Annotated in this window: 16 protein-coding genes; 3 read left to right on the forward strand and 13 right to left on the reverse strand. The window is 64.2% G+C overall.

What is annotated here, in order from left to right:
* Nucleotides 1-116 precede the first annotated feature (116 nt).
* Nucleotides 117-602, reverse strand: a complete 486-nt coding sequence (tsaE, locus tag QD228_RS00220; RefSeq protein WP_136938177.1) for a tRNA (adenosine(37)-N6)-threonylcarbamoyltransferase complex ATPase subunit type 1 TsaE — start codon at nt 600-602, stop codon at nt 117-119.
* Nucleotides 583-2,379, reverse strand: coding sequence for an NAD(P)H-hydrate dehydratase (locus QD228_RS00225; protein ID WP_169477165.1), 1,797 nt, complete (start codon nt 2,377-2,379; stop codon nt 583-585). Before QD228_RS00225 ends, tsaE begins: the two co-directional genes overlap by 20 nt.
* A 324-nt stretch (nt 2,380-2,703) precedes the next feature.
* Here QD228_RS00225 and queG point away from each other — a divergent pair, with 324 nt between their 5' ends.
* Entirely contained in the window at nt 2,704-3,774 is a 1,071-nt protein-coding gene (gene queG / locus QD228_RS00230; protein ID WP_176493290.1) for a tRNA epoxyqueuosine(34) reductase QueG, read from the forward strand.
* Nucleotides 3,775-3,793: 19 nt separating this feature from the next.
* Here queG and orn read toward each other — a convergent pair whose 3' ends face one another.
* Nucleotides 3,794-4,366: an oligoribonuclease gene (gene orn / locus QD228_RS00235; protein WP_084209058.1), complete on the reverse strand. Its 573-nt coding sequence runs from the start codon at nt 4,364-4,366 to the stop codon at nt 3,794-3,796.
* A 183-nt stretch (nt 4,367-4,549) separates the two neighbouring features.
* Here orn and rsgA point away from each other — a divergent pair, with 183 nt between their 5' ends.
* Nucleotides 4,550-5,560: a small ribosomal subunit biogenesis GTPase RsgA gene (gene rsgA, locus QD228_RS00240; protein WP_077372474.1), complete on the forward strand. Its 1,011-nt coding sequence runs from the start codon at nt 4,550-4,552 to the stop codon at nt 5,558-5,560.
* Between the two features lie 128 nt (nt 5,561-5,688).
* Here the strand turns inward: rsgA and pepN are convergent, their stop codons facing one another.
* From pepN to QD228_RS00270, 6 genes are all read right to left on the reverse strand, one after another.
* Nucleotides 5,689-8,340, reverse strand: a complete 2,652-nt coding sequence (pepN, locus tag QD228_RS00245; protein WP_176502716.1) for an aminopeptidase N — start codon at nt 8,338-8,340, stop codon at nt 5,689-5,691.
* A 127-nt stretch (nt 8,341-8,467) separates the two neighbouring features.
* Nucleotides 8,468-8,938 (reverse strand): YbaN family protein, encoded by a 471-nt coding sequence (locus QD228_RS00250; RefSeq protein ID WP_240704164.1) that lies wholly within the window; start codon nt 8,936-8,938, stop codon nt 8,468-8,470.
* 173 nt (nt 8,939-9,111) lie between these two features.
* Nucleotides 9,112-10,263: a glycerate kinase gene (locus QD228_RS00255; RefSeq protein ID WP_279874308.1), complete on the reverse strand. Its 1,152-nt coding sequence runs from the start codon at nt 10,261-10,263 to the stop codon at nt 9,112-9,114.
* A 316-nt stretch (nt 10,264-10,579) separates the two neighbouring features.
* Entirely contained in the window at nt 10,580-11,422 is an 843-nt protein-coding gene (locus QD228_RS00260; protein WP_077372464.1) for a S1-like domain-containing RNA-binding protein, read from the reverse strand.
* 250 nt (nt 11,423-11,672) lie between these two features.
* Complete coding sequence (locus QD228_RS00265) at nt 11,673-12,161, reverse strand: YajQ family cyclic di-GMP-binding protein (RefSeq protein WP_077372461.1); 489 nt, start codon at nt 12,159-12,161, stop codon at nt 11,673-11,675.
* A 78-nt stretch (nt 12,162-12,239) separates the two neighbouring features.
* On the reverse strand, nt 12,240-12,866 hold the full coding sequence (locus QD228_RS00270) for an N-acetyltransferase (RefSeq protein WP_279855038.1): 627 nt from the start codon (nt 12,864-12,866) through the stop codon (nt 12,240-12,242).
* 220 nt (nt 12,867-13,086) lie between these two features.
* Between QD228_RS00270 and QD228_RS00275 the strand changes: the two genes are divergently transcribed.
* A complete protein-coding gene (locus QD228_RS00275; RefSeq protein WP_279874023.1) occupies nt 13,087-14,640 on the forward strand; it encodes a RimK family protein in 1,554 nt (517 codons plus the stop codon).
* 177 nt (nt 14,641-14,817) lie between these two features.
* Here QD228_RS00275 and QD228_RS00280 read toward each other — a convergent pair whose 3' ends face one another.
* From QD228_RS00280 to QD228_RS00295, 4 genes are all read right to left on the reverse strand, one after another.
* Complete coding sequence (locus tag QD228_RS00280) at nt 14,818-15,765, reverse strand: DUF2797 domain-containing protein (RefSeq protein WP_279874025.1); 948 nt, start codon at nt 15,763-15,765, stop codon at nt 14,818-14,820.
* Nucleotides 15,753-16,031, reverse strand: a complete 279-nt coding sequence (locus QD228_RS00285) for a DUF1315 family protein (protein WP_176493003.1) — start codon at nt 16,029-16,031, stop codon at nt 15,753-15,755. The genes QD228_RS00280 and QD228_RS00285 overlap by 13 nt, the downstream gene beginning before the upstream one ends.
* 89 nt (nt 16,032-16,120) lie before the next feature.
* A complete protein-coding gene (locus QD228_RS00290) occupies nt 16,121-17,011 on the reverse strand; it encodes a rhomboid family intramembrane serine protease (RefSeq protein WP_279874027.1) in 891 nt (296 codons plus the stop codon).
* 316 nt (nt 17,012-17,327) lie between these two features.
* Nucleotides 17,328-18,395, reverse strand: coding sequence for a metallophosphoesterase (locus QD228_RS00295; RefSeq protein ID WP_279874028.1), 1,068 nt, complete (start codon nt 18,393-18,395; stop codon nt 17,328-17,330).
* Nucleotides 18,396-18,398: the final 3 nt, after the last annotated feature.

Genomic DNA, 18,398 nt, shown 5'->3' on the forward strand with positions numbered 1-18,398 from the left:
GATTGGGGCGCAGTTTCAGGCATCGGAAAGGGTGACTCGAACAGAAGGAACATGGATGAATATAGCGAAGGATGACCAGACGCAGCCACGAAGATGATACGGCACGTCAGGCGCCATCATGCCTGAGAGGCGCGTCGCTCGGCCAGTGCCTCAAGCCAACCCTCTCCTCGCGGTGTGAGGGCATGCAACTCGGCCTCGCGGCCCTGCTCGGCGACGGACAACGTCACGCGCAGGTCCGGCACCGGCAGGAAGCCCTGACCACAGCTTGGCCACTCGATCAGCGCCAGGCTGTCATCGGCAAGCAGGTCTCGCCCGCCGATGAACTCAAGCTCCTCCGGGTCAGCCAGCCGGTAGAGATCGAAATGATTGATGTGCCATTCGCCGCCCTCGGGACGTGGCAGCACATAGGGCTCCACCAGGGTATAGGTCGGACTCTTCACCGCCCCCTCATGCCCGTAGGCACGCAGCACGCCACGCGTGAGAGTCGTCTTGCCGGCCCCCAGCTCACCTTCCAGGAACACCAGCCCTCGGCCGGCAAGGACGTCGCCCAGCTGGCTGCCAAAGGCAACCTGGGCATTTTCATCAGACAGGAGTATGCGCATTTCGGGCCCGTGGATTGAGCAATAAATGCATATAGGATGCCAGATCACCCGCGAGCAGGCCACGCTCGCCGCGCTCCTGCACCGCACGGTCGGCGGCCAGGGCGTGCACCAGCACGCCGACCCGTGCCGCCTGCGCCATGCAACGCGTGACATGCGCCGCCTGTGCCGTGCCCTGCTCATGGGTGCGTGACTGGCGTGCATCGAAGCCACCATTGAGCGCCTGGGCCGCCAGCCCCGCAATGATGCCGCCCAGCACGTCCCCCATGCCGCCACTGGCCATGCCGGGATTGCCATAGGGACACAGCGCCACGTCTGGCCCTTCCAGTACGCCGGCGGGACTGGCAATCAGACTGCCGGCCCCCTTGAGCACCACACTGCCGCCATATCTTTGCTGCAGGGCACGCACGGCGCCGGGCCGGTCCTGCTCGACCTGTGCCACCGAGCAGCCCAGCAGGCGCGCCGCCTCTCCAGGATGCGGCGTCAACACCCAATCGTCGCGTCGGATCACCTCACCTTCACCGGCTCGCCAGGCCAGCAGGCTCAGGGCGTCGGCATCCACCACCAGCGGCTGGTCGGCCGCGAGCACGCGAGACAGTCCTCCCCAGCCCCACAACAGGCTCTCCAGCGGCTCCGTCCCCATGCCGGGGCCGACCAGTGTCACGCTGGCCTGTGCCATCTGGGCTTCCAGTACGGCAAACCCGTCATGACTGCTGCCCTCCGGCCCGCTCTTGAGACCACGCACCATGACTTCCGGGCAGCGTGTCAGGCTGGCGCTGACATGCGCCGGCGCGGTAAGCAGCGCCACCTTGCCGGCACCGGCACGCGCGGCGGCTTCACTGGCCAGCAGAACGGAGCCGCCAAGCCCCGGCCCGCCGCCAAAGACCAGCACGCTGCCGGCATCCCCCTTGTGCGCCAGCGGAGAGCGCGGCACCAGCTCGGTCTCCAGCCAGCGTGGCGTGAGGCGCTGCACGGACTCGCACGCCAGCAGCGCTGCCGTTCGGGTCTGCTTGACCACCTCCGGCAACACCCGAGCCGCACCAAGCCGCGCCAGACTGACGTGTCCGGCATGCAGCTCGGCGCGCCCGGTGTGCAGACCCGGCTTGTCGACCAGAAATGTCAGCGTGACATCCGCCTCCACGGCGACACCGGCCACCGCCCCCGTGGCGGCATCAAGCCCCGAGGGCACATCCAGCGCCATGACATGCGCGCCCTCCCGGTGACGTTGGTTGATCAGCTCGATGGCGTGGGCGACCGCGCCGCGGGGCGCCTCGCGCAGACCGATACCGGTCAGGGCGTCCAGCAGCAATGGCCAGCCCTTCACCAATGATTCTGCCGTGACGGTATCTTGTGGCCAGGGGTGACGCTCGACCCCGGCTTCCCGCGCGGCAATCGCGGCCAGCTGGGCATCGCCCGTCAATTGCGCCTCATCCTTCAAAGCGATGATGCGCACCTCGAACCCCGCCAGCTGGGCAAGACGCGCCACCAGATAGCCGTCGCCCGCATTGTTGCCGCCACCACACAGGACACACAATCTGCGCGTCTCGGGCCATCGCTGCCGCAGCAGGTCGAAGGCTGACTGCGCCGCCCGCCCCATCAGACGCTTGTCCACCGACGCTTCAGGCAAGCCGTTGGTCATCGAGACGGTCTCTTCCGCCAGCAGCCAATGCTCGAGGTCACGCAGCGCCGCGATGGGCCACAGGCAATTGACCGAACGCCACAAGGCTTGAGTGGCGGATGAGACCGGCGTCACATCGCAGGGGTTAGAGGAATCGCTCACGGCCATGCCCACACTCCATGTCTGATAAACTGAGTCGTGCCCGCGCCCTGGAAAAGCGACGCCGCACGCCCTGAAATACTGGGTAGCGCACACCTCACATGCCGCTTGGGCTGATCGGCAAGTTACGCTAAGGTGGCGCCCTTTCGCACGCACCGCCGACTCCTCGCCGTGAGACGCCAGCGTGCACCATGCTCCTGAACATCCTGTCCAGCTGGAATGCCCATGCCTGCTTCATCCGCCACCATGTCCCTGCCCGCCGACGCAGCCGCAAGCTCTCCCGCCGAGACATCCGGTGCTGACTCGCGCGTCGCCGACCCTCAGGCCATGGCGGAACTGGCAGCCCGCATCAAGACATGGGGGCGCGAACTGGGGTTTCAGCAGGTCGGGATCACCGATGTCGACCTCTCGGAACACGAGGCCTACCTGGAACGTTGGCTGGCCAATGGTCATCACGGCGAGATGAACTTCATGGCCAAGCACGGCACCAGACGCACGCGCCCGGAGGAGCTGGTGCCCGGCACGCTGCGCGTCATCAGCGTGCGCCTCGACTACCTGCCGCCCGAGGTCGAGACCACCCAGGTACTCAGCCAGCCCGAGCGCGCCTACGTCTCACGCTACGCGCTGGGACGCGATTACCACAAGCTGATGCGCAAGCGGCTGGCCAACCTGGCCAAGCAGATAGAGAAGGAAGTCGGCACGTTCGGCTACCGCGCCTTCGTCGACTCCGCTCCGGTCATGGAGCGCGCGCTGGCCCAGAAGGCCGGTATCGGCTGGTTCGGCAAGAACGCCATGCTGATGAACCAGCAGGCCGGCTGCCTGTTCTTCCTGGGCGAACTCTACACCGACCTGCCTCTGCCGGTGGATGCCCCCTTCGAGAAGGAACACTGTGGCAGCTGCAACGCCTGCAAGGTCGCCTGCCCGACGGATGCCATCGTCGAGGACAAGGTCGTCGATGCACGCCGCTGCATCTCCTACCTGACCATCGAGCTGGATGGCGCCATCCCCGAAGAATTCCGCCGTGCCATGGGCAACCGCATCTATGGCTGCGACGACTGCCAGCTGTTCTGTCCCTTCACGCGCTTTGCCAAGGCGACCCAGGAGGCGGATTTCTCGCCACGCCATGATCTGGATCGCATCGAGTTGATCCGGCTGTTCTGCTGGGGGGAGCAGGAGTTCCTCGACAAGACGCAAGGCAGCCCCATCCGGCGTATCGGCTATGAGAAGTGGCTCTCCAACATCGCCATCGGACTGGGCAATGCGCCCTGGTCGGAGCAGGTCGAGCATGTCCTGCGTGCCCGCCTGCCCTATCCCAGCGAGCCACTGCGCGAGCACGTGCGCTGGGCACTGAAGGAGCAAGCCATCAAGCGCGGCGCCCGTCTGGCCACCGCGCTCTGAGACTCTCACCCTGCGTCGTTCAGACGATGCCCTGCTGGGTCAGCTTGAGGAAGGTCTTGCGGTAATGCGCAAGCTCCGCCAGTGACTCGCGGATATCATCCATCGCCTGGTGAGTCGCCCGCTTCTTGAAACCGTCCAGCGCGGCCGGATTCCAGCGCTTGGCGAGTTCCTTGAGGGTCGAGACATCGATGTTGCGGTAATGGAAGAACGCTTCCAGCAACGGCATCTCATGCTGCAGGAAACGGCGGTCCTGATGCACGCTGTTGCCGCACATCGGCGAGGCGCCTGCCGCCACGTGGCGGGCCAGGAACTCGAGAGTCTGACGTTCGGCTTCGGCGGTATCGATCTGACTTTCCTTGACGCGCGTCACCAGTCCGGATTCGCCGTGGGTGCGCGTGTTCCATTCATCCATCGCCTCCAGCAGGCTGTCCGGCTGATGCACGGCCAGCACCGGCCCTTCGGCAATCAGGTTGAGATCTCCGTCGGTGACCAGCGTGGCCACCTCGATGATGCGCTCACGCGCGGGGTCCAGCCCGGTCATTTCCAGGTCGATCCAGATGAGTCGATCGGCCTGCGCGGTGGGATTTGCCATGGGTCACTCCTTGCTGAACGGGGAATGGGAAGACGCTGAGGATCCGCCTGTGACGGCAGTATCACACGCCATCCCGGGGTGTCGCACGACACCCGAGGGCGCAAAGGGTACAATCGCGCCGCAGAGGGGGGAAGACGCTCCCATCCCTGGCGAACGAACGGCGACCGGAGTCACCAGCCAAGCATGAGCAAACGCAAGCTAAGCCGCCAGCAACAATGGCGCATCGAGAAGGTCCAGGCCGAGCGTACCAAGCGCGCCGAAAAGCGCGAGACGCAGGACCGCGACAAGCTCGACGCCGGCGAATACGGCCCGGAACAGCACGGCCGTGTCATTGCCCACTACGGGCGCAGCCTGGAAGTCGAAAGTGAATCCGGCAGCCTGCATCGCTGCCACCTGCGCGCCAACCTGGAAACGCTGGTCACCGGTGACCGCGTGATCTGGCGTGAAGCCAGCGATGCCACGGGTGTGGTGGTGGCACGCGGTGCCCGCACTACCGAGCTTGAACGCCCGGACATGCGGGGGGTGCTCAAGCCGGTGGCCGCCAACATCGACCAGATCATGATCGTGTTCGCCGCCGAACCCGCGCCACAACCCAATCTGATCGACCGCTACCTGATCGCTGCGGAAGCCACCGGCATCACGCCAGTGCTGGTGCTCAACAAGGTTGACCTCCTGCCCGAGAGCGGTGGTGTGCTGCGTGACCTGCTGGCACGCTACGAGGCACTCGGCTACGACGTCGTCGCCTGTACCACGCGCGGCGAGGCAGGCCTGGACGCCCTGAAGGCACAGCTGAGCGATCGCACCTCGGTGTTCGTCGGTCAGAGTGGCGTCGGCAAGTCGTCACTTGTCGGCATGCTGCTGCCCCGAGAAGAGATACGTGTCGGCCCGCTCTCCACCGAATCACGCCAGGGCATGCACACCACCACCACGGCCTGGCTCTATCACATGCCGGACGGCGGTGATCTGATCGACTCACCCGGTATCCGTGAATTCGGCCTGGTCCACCTGACGCCGGAGCAGGTCACCGATGGCTTCCGTGAATTCCACGACTACCTGGGGCTATGCCGCTTCCGTGACTGCAAGCACGAGAAGGAACCGGGCTGCGCCCTGCTTCAGGCGGTCGACAGCGGCGAGATAGGCCGCGTGCGCTTTGACAGCTACAAGAAGATCCTGCTGTCACTGACCGAGAGCTGAACGTGCGCGACTGACGCCTCTCTTCAAGGCCTGGTTCGCAAGCACCACGAAAAACCCCCACCCGTCTGTGACGGGTGGGGGTTTTTCATGTCAGTCGAACTGACGGGGCGAGGACGTGATCCGGCGGATCAGGCCAGCGCCTTCTCCACGACCTCGTAGAGATTGCGCGACAGCTTCTCGCCACGGATACGCTCGAGCTCAGCCTTCATCAGCGCCTGACGCTTGGCATCGAAACGCTTGTAGCGCGTCAGCGGCGTGATGATGCGCGCCGCGATTTCCGGATTCAGGCGATTGAGTTCGATGACCACATCCGCCAGCAGGCGATAGCCTTCGCCATCGAGGCGATGGAAGTTGACCCGGTTCTGGCCGGCGAAGGCACCGATCAAGGCGCGCACCTTGTTGGGGTTGGTCAGCGAGAATGCCGGGTGCTCCATCAAGAAGCGCACGCGATCCAGCACGTCAGCCTGCGGACGCGTGACCTGGATCGAGAACCACTGATCCATCACCAGCGGATCATGCGACCAGCGCTCGGCGAAGGCCTTGAGGGCCGGATCGCCCAACTCGGTGCGCGAGGAGTGCACCAGCAACGTCAATGCCGCGCGTACGTCGGTCATGTTGTGCGCCGCGGCCAGCTGAGCCTGGGCCAGACGCACGCCCTCCTCGTCCTCGATGCTCATCAGATAGCTGAGCGCGGCATTCTTGAGGCTGCGGCGCGCCATCTGCTCGAAGGTCGGCGCGTAGTCGCCCTGCTGCTCATTGGCGTGATAGAGCGCGACGAAATCATCGCGCAGTGCCGTGGCCAGTTGCGCCTTGGCGGTCTTGCGCGCCCAGTGGATGGCATCGACATCGACGACAGTCTGCTGCTCGGCGATATAGGCCTCCGACGGCAGGGTTAGCATCTCGGCCAGCACGGCACGATCGGACGGCTCGCTCTGGAGCAGGAAGCGATAGGCGGCCAGCAGACGCGCATCGAGTGATGCCTGGGTGTCGCCCTGCTGCCAGGCGGCCATCAGGTCCTCGAGCGCCGCCAGTGCCAGACGCTGGCCGGCATCCCAGCGGTTGAAGCCATCGCTGTCATGCTGCATCAGGAAGGCCAGCTGCTCACGGCTGTAGGCGAAGGACAGCTTGACCGGCGCCGAGAAGCCGCGCAGCAGCGACGGCACGGGGTCGGCACCGGCCTCGAGGCCAGTGAAGACGAAGGTCTGCTCGGCCTCGGTCAGCTCCAGCACCGTTTCCGTGCCCAGCGCCTCGCCGTCGAGCGTGAGCGCCAGATCACTGCCATCCGCACCCACCAGGCCCATGCGTACCGGGATCACCAGCGGCAGCTTCTCAGCCTGCCCCGGTGTCGCCGGCGTGGACTGATGCAGCGTCAGGGAATAGCGGCCCGTCTCGGCATCGAAGTTGCCACGGGCACTGATTTCCGGCGTCCCCGCCTGAGAGTACCAGCGCATGAACTGGGTGAAGTCACGCCCGGAGGCTTCGCTCATCGCACTGATGAAATCCTCGATGGTGGCGGCGCTGCCATCGTTGCGCGCGAAGTAGAGGTCACTGCCGCGGCGGAAGGCCTCTTCGCCCAGCAGGTTGGCGACCATGCGCACCACTTCGGACCCCTTCTCGTAGATGGTCAGGGTGTAGAAGTTGGAAATCTCGATATAGGACGCCGGGCGCACCGGATGCGCGGTGGGACCGGCATCTTCCGCGAACTGCGCGGTGCGCAGCATGGCGACGTCTTCGATGCGCTTGACCGGCGCCGAATTCATGTCGGCGGAGAAGGTCTGGTCACGATAGACGGTGAAGCCTTCCTTCAAGGACAGCTGGAACCAGTCACGGCAGGTGACGCGATTGCCGGACCAGTTGTGGAAGTACTCGTGTGCCACCACCCCTTCGACGCGCTGGAAGGCAGCGTCGGTGGTGGTGTCGGGATTGGCCAGCACACAGGCGCTGTTGAAGATGTTGAGACCCTTGTTCTCCATCGCGCCCATGTTGAAGTCATTGACCGCGACGATCATGAAGATATCGAGGTCATACTCGCGCCCATAGACCTCCTCATCCCACTTCATGGAGGCCTTGAGAGAGTTCATGGCGTGCTGGGTCTTGTCGAGATTCTCCGGCTCGACCCAGATCTCCAGGGCGACATCACGCCCGCTCATGGTGGTGAAGCTGTCGGCATGCTTGACCAGATCCCCCGCCACCAGCGCGAACAGGTAGCACGGCTTGAGGTGCGGGTCCTGCCAGGTGACGAAGTGACGGCCGCCGTCCAGCTCGCCACGCTCGACGGGATTGCCGTTGGAGAGCAGGATCGGGTAGTTCGCCTTGTCCGCGATGACGGTCGTCGTGAATACCGACATCACGTCCGGACGATCCGGGTAATAGGTGATACGGCGGAAGCCCTCGGCCTCGCACTGGGTGCAGAACATGCCGGAGGACACATAGAGCCCTTCCAGTGCCGTGTTGGCCGCCGGGTCGATCAGCACGACCGTCTCGAGCTCACAGCTGGCCGGCAGCGCCGCGAGGGTGAGATGCGTCTCGTCGACCTTGTATTCATCACTGGCGAGCGCTCGCCCATCGACACGCACGGATTCCAGCGTCAGGTGCTCGCCATTGAGCACCAGCGGCGGCGTCGCGTCACTGCCCACGGCGGCATCGGGATTGGCCTCGAGGGTCAGCACGGCCGTCACGCGGGTCGCGGACGGCGCCAGATCGAACGTCAACCGAGTGCTGAGAATGCGCCAGGCCGGCGCTTGATAATCATCAAGATGAATGGCGGCAGGTTGTGACATGAAGGACTCCACGATCAACGCCGCGCGGACGATGCCACACGGCAGGAAAACATCGGGCAGCGATGGCAGCCTGCCACCTCGCCCGCGATGAATGGCCCCTCACGGGAGGGGCGGGACACGCGAATGACTAGTCGTTCTGCAGGCGTTCGCCGCTGACGGGGCGGGAGGGCTCATCGAAGGGCTCGGCCGGGGAAGGCGCAGGCGCGAGTTCCTCGTATCCCCCGCGCGGCTCGGGGCGCGTGCCCAGCCAGATGGCCAACAGGGAAAGGAAGATCAGCAACGAGACCTTGACCGCCATCACGGAAACGGTGAAGAGAATGATCAGCATCGAGACCACCAGCATGCCGACCGCCAGGATGCGTGCACGCAGCGGGATGGCACGCTCGCGCTCCCAGGAGATCAGGGGAGGCCCGATCTGGGGGTGTTCGCGAATGTAGCGCGCGAAGCGAGGGGAGCCGCGACTGGCGCAAGCCAGCGCCAGCAGCATGAAGACGGTCGTCGGCAACAGGGGCAGAAACATGCCGGCAAACCCGATCGCGAAGAACAGCCAGGCCAGCCCCAGCCAGCAGATCCGCTTCATGCGCCGAAAAATCATCATCTCAAGGTCCCCTCAACCATCGGGCGCACACCGCGTGCCACCTGCTACCAGTCAAGCGCCAGATGCCTCCCGAGGGAAGTGCATTCTGGCTATCTTTCCCATAGCTGCTGCGTGCATGGTAACGGGCTTGCCCGTGACACGAAAGGCGAACGGGGTTGCGGTGCAGGCGACATTCAGTCGCTGTGCGCCACCTGCCAGAGGCGCATGATGGCTTCACAGCGGTCCGCCAGCAGTTCAGCGGTGCGCGTCAGGGCCTGCTCCAGCGGCATGGCAGCGTCACACAGGGTGAAGACGGCGCTGACGCCTTCGTCATGCGCAGCCTGCCAGCCATCCGCGAGACGCCCTGCCAGCACGATGGCCGGCACTCCAGCCGCTCGGGCGGCACGCGCCGCGCCGATGGGCGTCTTGCCTCCCAGGCTTTGCCCATCCAGCCCGCCCTCGCCGGTGATCAGCAGGTCACACCCTTCCAGGCGCTGCGCCACGTTCAGTCGTTCCATCACAAGCTCGATGCCCGGGCGCAGCTCCCCCGTGAGCCAGGCCGCCACTGCGTAGCCCATGCCGCCTGCGGCACCAGTGCCCGGCAGCTGCTGGTGGTCCTCCCCCAGCACCTCGGCACTCATCCGCGCGAAACGCCCCAGCGCGACGTCCAGCTCCTCGACCACCGCCTCATCCGCGCCCTTCTGGGGCCCGAACACGGCCGTCGCGCCACGCGGGCCACACAGCGGGTTGTCGACGTCCACCGCCGCGGACACCTTGAGAGTCGCCAGCCGCGGGTCCAGACCACTGGCATCCAGCCGCGCCAATCGTGCCAGCGCCGCCCCTCCGTCCGGCAGTTCGTCACCCGCCTCATCCAGCAGACGCAGACCGAGTGCACGCAACATGCCGCTGCCGCCATCGTTGGTCGCGCTGCCGCCCAGCGTGACGATCAGGCGCTCGGCACCGGCCTCCAGCGCGGCAAGCACCAGCTGTCCGACGCCGTAGGTACTGGCGATGCGCGCATCACGCTCATCGGGGCTGAGCAGGTGCAGACCACTGGCCTCGGCGAGCTCTACGATGGCCGTGCGGCTATCCGCTTGCCAGCCCCATTGCGCAGTGACCTCGCGCCCCAGCGGATCAAGTACCTGAGCGCTGCGCGCCTCGATGGGATCTGCGTCGCTTGCAGCGGCCAACAGTGCCGCCAGGGTGCCCTCTCCGCCATCTCCCAACGGGCACAGGTCGAGCTCGGCCTCGGGCAATACGCGCCGGATGCCGCTCGCCATTGCCTCGGCAGCCTCCAGCGCAGGCAGCGCCTCCTTGTAGCTGTCAGGGGCCAGCAGGATACGCAACGCCGAACGAGAGGAGGAAGTGGTAACGGGAGACATGGGCTGACGATCCTTGTTGTCAATGGTGGGGATGATCTCAGGTGCTCCTGCGTGATCAGGCATGCGCTGGATGACGCCACGGCACGCTCAGCGCGTCATGGACACGCAGGGCGACTCATGGTCCGCAGGGTCCTGACGCTCATTGGTGCCATGCGCTGCCCACAAACGCAACTGCCACCCGCCGGAGAACCGACGAGTGGCAGCGAAATTGCCGATGGAAAGCTTGTGATGCTGGCGCGGCAGAAGCCGCTCGGGCGATGCGCGACGCATCACCGGCGCCTCACTTGACCAGGCGCGTCTCGGTGGGGGCCAGTGTCACCTTGCCCTCGCGCTTCAGGTGGCCGATGGCACGCTTGAAGTTGGCCTTGCTGGCGCCGAAGGCGTCGCTGATGGCCTGGGGGTCGCTCTTGTCACCCAGCGGCAGCACCCCGGCGTTGGCTTCCAGACGTGCAAGGATGCGGTCCGCCAGCTGTTGATGGCCTGCAGGGCCCGGTGCCTGCGGGGTCAGGTCGATGTTGCCGTTGCCATCATTCTTGAGCACCCACAGACGCAGACGATTGCCGATATGCAGGCGGGTGAAGATGCGATCATGGTGCACCAGCCCCCAATGGGCATTGTCGATGATGATCTTCATGCCCAATTCGGTCTTCGCCGCCACCAGGCCGGAGATTTCCTGACCGACGGTGTACTCGGCCGGTGTCTTGTCCAGCCAGCGATCCAGGCGCATCGACGCGACCATGCGATCGCTGTGCTTGTCGAGCCCCACGTGCACCATGGCGAACTGGCCCGCCTTGAGCTCACGCTTGCGCTCGCCGTAGGGCAGCAGCAGGTCCTTGCCCAGGCCATTGTCGAGGAAGGTGCCGATGTCGTTGACCTCGACCACCTTGAGGGCGGCGAACTCACCGACCATGGCGCGCGGATAGCGCGTGGTGGCCAGCAGGCGGTCTTCATCATCAAGACTCACGAAGACTTCCACCGCGTCACCGATATCGGCACCGGCAGGAATGAAGGGAGTCGGCAGCAGGATTTCACCGCGGTCACCGCCGTCGAGGAAGACGCCGAAGCCGACCCGCTTGGTGATGGTCAGGGTATTGCGCTGGCCGATAGCGAGCGGAGCAGACATGTAACCTCTCTTTGCGCAGCCCGACCCACCCGGGGCGAGCGTCACGCGAATATGACGAACGAAGATGGTGAAACGCTTTGAGAGCGCAGCGCCTGAAACGGGTACGTGACGCTTTCAAAGCGATTCAAACGAACACAGCACCGCTCGCCGAGAGCGAACGGTGCTGAGAGTGGCGCCCCTGACACTTGTCGACGACATTTGCCGCTGACAGCGGTCAGCCGTGACATGAGCGCCAGGCGCGCGAGGAAGATCAGTCGCGGAAGTTGTTGAACTGCAGCGGCAGCTCGATGCTCTCGTCACCTTTCAGCAAGGCCATGGCCCCCTGGAGATCATCACGCTTCTTGCCGGTGACGCGCACCTTCTCACCCTGGATCTGGGCCTGGACCTTGAGCTTGGCATCCTTGAGCGCCTTGACGATCTTCTTGGCGGTCGGCTGGTCCAGCCCCTGACGCAGCACCAGCTGCTGGCGGGCACGCACACCGCCGGTGTCGGCGTCCTTCTCTTCCAGGCAACGCACGTCGATGCCACGCGCGATCAGGCGACCCTTGAGCAGCTCGATCATCTGACGCAGCTGGAAATCGGCGTCGGCTTCCAGATTGACGGTCTCTTCCTTCTCGAGTTCGAAGCCGGCAGTCACGCCCTTGAAATCAAAGCGTGTCGCAAGTTCGCGATTGGCCTGATCGACGGCGTTCTGAACTTCGTGCTTGTCGAGTTCGGAGACAATATCGAATGACGGCATGGGAGCGATTCCTTTGAAGCCATGAAGAATAAACAGCGCATCCTAGCCCATGGGGGCGACGCGCGCCATGCCCGGCCGTCAGGCAGCGCCCGCATCTCCCCACGTCGAGATCCCCTCAGCCCTGATGTCGCTGCTGCTGGCGGGCGGGTTTGATGAGGGAATCACCAGTGACTTGCGCATCTTCCAGGCCGCTGCGCCGTCGGCGTAGTAATCGCGCAGGCGACCATTCCTGGCAAAGCCGTGGCGCTCATAGAGGGTGATCGCTGCACCGTTGCCGGTATGCACTTCCAGATCGAACTGCTCACAGCCCTGCTCGATGGCCAGCTGCTCGAGCGCGATGAGCAGACGCTGGGCGAGACCGCGTCCGCGCGCCTCGGGATGCAGACAGAAGGAATAGAGTCGTGCCCGGCGTGAATTGCGTCGGAACAGCACGGTGCCATAGCCCAGCACGCTGCGCAGCGGGGTAGCGTCATCCTGCGCCACGCTGCCCGCCGGCCACAGTGCGGCCATCGCATTGCCTGCCGCCGGCAGGGCGTCCGAGCCATCGCCTTCTGGCTGGATGATGACGAGGGTGCGTGCATTGGCACGCAGAATCAGATGGGACAGCTGACGACGACTGAACCAGTCGCTATCGAAACTGACTTCCTCGAGCTCTACCAGAGCATCGAGATCGGCCCGGATCGCCGGACGCAGAATGGGGGTCATGATGCAGGCTCTCCCGCCTGTCAGCGCCCTGAGGCAGCCCTGAAATCAAGGTGTCGTGGGGCGGTAGCAATCCGCTGCATTCTGGGCATGCAGGCACGTCTTGTCTCGACCTATTTGCATGAAATTATTTCATCTTGTTGCCTATTGCGATGACGGAGATTGTTTTTCATGATGCGCTGCATTCGGCACCGCTTCGGTGCCCGCCCTTCGAGGCTACTCAATGTCCCGCCTGCGTATCGTGGTTGACCGTGTCAGTGACTGGCGCGCCTTCTATCCCAGTGATGATGTCATCAGCGCCCACGACTTTCTGTCCGAGCTCTCCCACGACAGCTCCGTGCCCACGGCCCGGGCAGACCAGGACGCTCCGCAGCCCGCGACCCACGTCATCAATCTCTGCGGCGGGCTCGATTACCTCGGGATCGGCTATTACGTCTCGCTGCTGGCACAGGCTCGCGGACAGAAAGCCCTGCCGTCGGTGGAAACGCTCAACCAGCTGTCGCGCAAGTCACTGATCGACATGGAACTGGGCAGCATCCGTGTGCTGCTTGAGGAGCTGACGCGCAAGAGCGCCCTGCCCGCCCCGCAGACAGTCCCCCACGAGACCGGCAAGCATGCGCATCTCGACCTGCTGCTGACCTTCGGTGAGAGCGATGACCCCGCACTGGCACGTCTCGGTCGCAAGCTGTTCGAGCGACTACCCTGCCCGTTGCTCGAGGTGCGACTCGAGGTGCGTGGCGAGCGCTGGACCCTCAGGCGAGTGCGCCCGCAATCCTTGAGTCATCTGGCGGAAACGGACGAGGATCGCTTTGCCCAGGCGCTCAACCGCCATTCACGCAAGGTCTGGCGCACCCCGAAGGCTCGCCGCCACTACCGTTTCGACCTGGCGATGCTGGTGGACCCGAATGAGGCACTGCCACCGTCCAATCGAACGGCGCTCAAGCACTTCATCCGCGAGGGACGCCGCCTGGGCATCGATGTCAGTCTGATCACCAAGCGTGACGAGGGACGTCTGGCCGAATTCGATGGACTGTTCATCCGCGAGACCACAAGCCTGGACCACCATACCTACCGCATGGCCAAGCGAGCCGAACACGAAGGGCTGGTGGTGATCGACGACAGTCAGTCGATTCTGCGCTGTACCAACAAGGTCTTCCTGCATGAGCTCCTGAAGGCTCGCGGCCTCAGCGCCCCACAGGGACGCCTGATTCATCGCGGCGAACTGCGCCAGCTGGCCGAACGCGGACAGCACATGCGCTATCCGCTGGTGATGAAGGTGCCGGATGGTGCCTTCTCGCGCGGCATCGTCAAGATTGACGGGCCGGAGACACTGGTGCGTGAAGCCGAGCGACTGTTCCATGACTCCGCTCTGCTGCTGCTGCAGGAATGGCTGCCGACCGAGTTCGACTGGCGTATCGGCGTGCTCGACGGCAAGGTGCTGTTCGCCAGCCGTTACTACATGGCGCGTGGCCATTGGCAAATCTATGACCACAGCGGCGCCCGCACCCGCTCCGGCGGCTTTGCCACCGTTGACCCGAGTGACGTGCCCCCCGCCGTGATCAAGGCGGCTCTCAAGGCGACACGTCTGATCGGTGATGGGCTCTATGGAGTTGACCTCAAACAGCTCGAGGATCGCGTGGTGGTCATCGAGGTCAATGACAACCCCAATCTGGATGCGGGAGTCGAGGATGTCGTGCTGGGACGCGAGCTCTACCACCGAGTGATGCAGGTCTTCCTGGAGCGCATGCAGGCGCGCCGCCAGCCCGTGCTCGGCTGAATCCCCCGGCTGAATCCCCCGGCTGAATCCGCTGGCTGAATCCGCTGGCTGAACCAGTCGGGCCGGCATCTTTCTTCGATATCCCCAGGCCATACGACAACGCCCGCACTCCTGGAAGGGAGCGCGGGCGTTGTCATCCTCATTAGCCTTGAGCTTATTCTTCAACACGGGACGACGTCATTCGCCGAGCTGGACCTCGACCTCATACCCCATGAACTTGCGCAGATTGATCACCCCGCTGTCGAGGATCAGATACTGACCCTTGAGCCCTTCGAGAACGCCTTCCACCACGGGTGTCTTGTCGAAGTTGAACGAGGTGACCTTGGTCGGCGCGGTACGCACCGGAAACTCGAAGGCCAATGCCGTGGTATCCAGTACCCGGATGGCGTCTTCACCGCAATGCGCCTGCAGCGCCGCCAGACCCTCGGCCATCTGCTCGAGCAGTGCATCACGCTCGGCTTCCAGATCCAGCTCGGCCACATCGCCCTTGAGCATCGCGCGCCAGTTGGTGCGGTCATTGAGTGCCTGCTTGAACAGCACCTCGACCAGCCCTGACTGCAGACGATTGGAGACCTCGACGATGGGCAAGGCCTGGATGGCACCCTGATCGAACCAGCGCGTCGGCATCTGGGTCTTGCGGGTGATACCGACCTTGAGGCCGGAGGAGTTGGCCAGGTAGACGATGTGCGGCTGGAAGCAATGTTCCTCACCCCACTGAGGATCACGACAGGTTCCTTCGGCGAAGTGACAGGTCTCCGGCTTCATGATGCAGCCATCACACTGTGGCAGCTTGCGAAAGCAGGGATAGCAATGCCCCTGTGCGAAGCTCTTCTTGGTCTTGCGCCCGCAATGGCTGCAGTGGATCTGACCGGTGAAGTCCAGGCGTACCTTGTGGCCAATATAGGCGTTCAGCGGCTGGGTGATCTCGCCCAGTCGCAGGCCATAGCTGGCCGCCAGCGGCTCACGCGAGCCTGACTGCGCATCCGCCGAGGTATCGATCGCAAGCGCCTCACCGGCAGGCACGATGGACATCTTGCGGATGTCTCCTCTCAGGGTCACCGACTCCACGGCGGGCTGAGGTGCGCCATCGACGTCCAGTGCATCATCCAGTGTCAGTTGACCCACTTGATCTGCTCCGGCTCATCGCGTGAAGCAGTGTCGTCACCGTCACGCGGACCGCAAGTACCGTTGTCGATGAAGCCGACACGTGACTCGGCAGGCACGTTGTTGTGGACCTCGTACTTGATGACGGCTTCCATGCACAGCTCGACCTGCTCCGAGGTCAGCACCCGGCCGTCCGGCCATTTGCGCAGCTGCATGGACTGCTTGAGGCTCTCGTAGATGGCCGGGGTCATCTGTTCGACCATCCCGTCGAAGGTCATGTCACTCATGGGAGTTCTCCTGATGCTGGAGCACGGCGCGGGGGCAGCGCCACGCCGTGCAAAATGCGCCCATTCTATCATTGTCATCCGCCTGGCTGTCATGACGTGGCGCCCGGCGCGCGGCGCGGCAGCACGAATCCCAGCACCAGCCCTGCCAGCAGCCCACCGAGATGCGCCTCATTGGCGATGGCCCCAAGGCCGATGGCACTCGATAACGGTGTCATGCACAGCACCAGATAGATCAACATGAAGATCATCAGCGAGCGCTGCATCTGATAGCCCAGCATCGGCCGTCGACGAGCCGCGATGAAGACATAGCCGATCACGGCGAAATCGATTCCCGAGAGCCCGCCAAACAGCACACTGCCGGTGGCGTACTGCGCCAGGTTGGCAGCCACCCCGCTCACCAGCACCACCAGCGCGAAGCGCCAGGCGCCATCGATGGCCTCGATCTGGCGCCCGAACACCCAAAGCCACAGCAGATTGAAGACCAGATGCAGAATGCCGAAATGCATCAAGGAAGGTGACCACAGCCGCCACCACTCCCCCGCCAGTGTCGTGGACAACGGCGCCGGTGCAATGTGCTGACTGCCCACCAGCTCAAAGGGCACGATGGCCAGCCATTCGAACACCGCCGCCTGACCCAGCACGTACTGACAGAGTACCGTGAGGCAGCAGGCGAGCCCGACCAGCCATGTCAGCGGGGTCTGTCTGACGAGCTGCCAGAGACCGCCCGATGAACCGCTTGAGAAACCCGACGCCTCCGTAGCCTCATCGCGCAGCGGCTCTCCGCGTGAGTGGCGCTCCAGCATCGCGATCACGCGGGGGAGCTGCTCGGGGTCCGCCAGCCACAGCATCTGACGCACCGCCTCCCCGTCAGGGGTCGAGACGCGCTCGGAGGTGATCTGGTGGCCGATCTTCTCCGCCCACAGCGCCTGACGCAGTGCGAGCGTATCGAAGGAGTCGTCTAAGGTCAGAACCTGGAACATGCAGTGTCCTTGCAGTGACAAGTCAGCGTGATGGCATCTCTCGACAGTAGCCCGACGTCGAGAGCGCCGATGGGCGGTCGGTGGCAGATCCAGCTGATGCCACTCTGGATAGGGACTTGTCTGGAGAGCCGCGGTGGCGGCGATGACAAACTGACAGGCATAAAAAAAGTCCGGTGGGGGGCACCGGACTGAGCAAGGGATCATTCAAGGGAACACTTACTCTGAGTCCGGGATGGCGCTTTGGTTCACTGGCTGCTTATTGAAAAAAACAATGGCAATGAGAAAAGACCGGCAGGTATGGCTATGGCCCAGCACGCTATCCCCTCATCTCACCGCGCCCCGACAACTCCTCGGCCGGCAACTCTTCCGGCAGTGGACGACTCGAGGGTTCGCGCGGCACCGGCACCCAGACGAAATTGGCGGCATCCAGCGTCGCTTCGCCACTGAAGCGATAGGCGACCAGGCGACCGCATTTGACGGCGCTGTAATCGAGACAGGCGATATTGGTCGCCGGGAGCGCAGGCACGCCTTCACACCAGTAATGCCCCAGGAACAATGGCAATTGCTCTGGTCCGTAATACGGCAATTTCTCGAGCTCGCCCTCGCTCAACCAGCGCGACTCCAGCTCTCCCGGCAGATTGTCGGGCTGGAACACCACATCGCCATAGGTGCGAGGCTCGCGCGCCCAGAAATGCGCCCGGAAACTGCGGCGCGTGAAGCCATCCCCCGAGTGGATCTCGACGCCCTCCGGCAAGCGCAGACTGGTCCCCCGGGTCAGGCGATCCAGCACCCGATAGGCAAAGCTCGAGGGGTCGACGGAGTCCTGCAGGAAGGCTTCATCGATGCAGCCATCCGGAAAGCGCGCCAGAAACGGACGCACCAGCGCTTCATCCCAACAGGCGTGGACCACGCGCAGACCACTCTTGCCCTCTCCCAGCGACGGCAGTTCAAGACACAGCGGCATGCGCATGAACCAGCTCAATACGTCATCCCACTCATCGGGATGATGCTGATACTGATCGAGCGTCTCGCGAATGATGCGATTGTGCCGCGAGGTATGCGGGCGCAGAAAATCACGGTGATCGCCACTCTCCCGCAGGCGTGCACGCCGACAATAGGCCAGCGCGTTGTATTCATGGTTGCCCATCACGATCAACGCCTCACCGGCTTCCACCATCCGGCTGGCCAACTGGACGGCCAGTCGGATACGAGGCCCACGATCGATGATGTCACCAAGAAAGATCACCTTGCGCGTGGCATGACGATACACGCCATCCTTCAGGTGATAGCCGAGCTTCTCCAGCAGCGCCGCCAGCGTGGCGCCACAGCCGTGCACATCACCGATCAGATCATAGCCATCCCGTGGCGCCACGAATGCGTTCATGCT

It is taken from the genome of Cobetia sp. 3AK, assembly GCF_029846335.1.
Taxonomy (GTDB): Bacteria; Pseudomonadota; Gammaproteobacteria; order Pseudomonadales; family Halomonadaceae; genus Cobetia; species Cobetia marina.

Bases quoted from the DNA above. Each gene is read 5' to 3' on its own strand.
- tsaE (WP_136938177.1), bottom strand. From the start codon at position 602: ATGCGCATACTCCTGTCTGATGAAAATGCCCAGGTTGCCTTTGGCAGC.
- queG (WP_176493290.1), top strand. From the start codon at position 2,704: ATGGCGGAACTGGCAGCCCGCATCAAGACATGGGGGCGCGAACTGGGG.
- orn (WP_084209058.1), bottom strand. From the start codon at position 4,366: ATGGCAAATCCCACCGCGCAGGCCGATCGACTCATCTGGATCGACCTG.
- rsgA (WP_077372474.1), top strand. From the start codon at position 4,550: ATGAGCAAACGCAAGCTAAGCCGCCAGCAACAATGGCGCATCGAGAAG.
- pepN (WP_176502716.1), bottom strand. From the start codon at position 8,340: ATGTCACAACCTGCCGCCATTCATCTTGATGATTATCAAGCGCCGGCC.
- QD228_RS00250 (WP_240704164.1), bottom strand. From the start codon at position 8,938: ATGATGATTTTTCGGCGCATGAAGCGGATCTGCTGGCTGGGGCTGGCC.
- QD228_RS00260 (WP_077372464.1), bottom strand. From the start codon at position 11,422: ATGTCTGCTCCGCTCGCTATCGGCCAGCGCAATACCCTGACCATCACC.
- QD228_RS00265 (WP_077372461.1), bottom strand. From the start codon at position 12,161: ATGCCGTCATTCGATATTGTCTCCGAACTCGACAAGCACGAAGTTCAG.
- QD228_RS00270 (WP_279855038.1), bottom strand. From the start codon at position 12,866: ATGACCCCCATTCTGCGTCCGGCGATCCGGGCCGATCTCGATGCTCTG.
- QD228_RS00275 (WP_279874023.1), top strand. From the start codon at position 13,087: ATGTCCCGCCTGCGTATCGTGGTTGACCGTGTCAGTGACTGGCGCGCC.
- QD228_RS00285 (WP_176493003.1), bottom strand. From the start codon at position 16,031: ATGAGTGACATGACCTTCGACGGGATGGTCGAACAGATGACCCCGGCC.
- QD228_RS00290 (WP_279874027.1), bottom strand. From the start codon at position 17,011: ATGTTCCAGGTTCTGACCTTAGACGACTCCTTCGATACGCTCGCACTG.
- QD228_RS00295 (WP_279874028.1), bottom strand. From the start codon at position 18,395: ATGAACGCATTCGTGGCGCCACGGGATGGCTATGATCTGATCGGTGAT.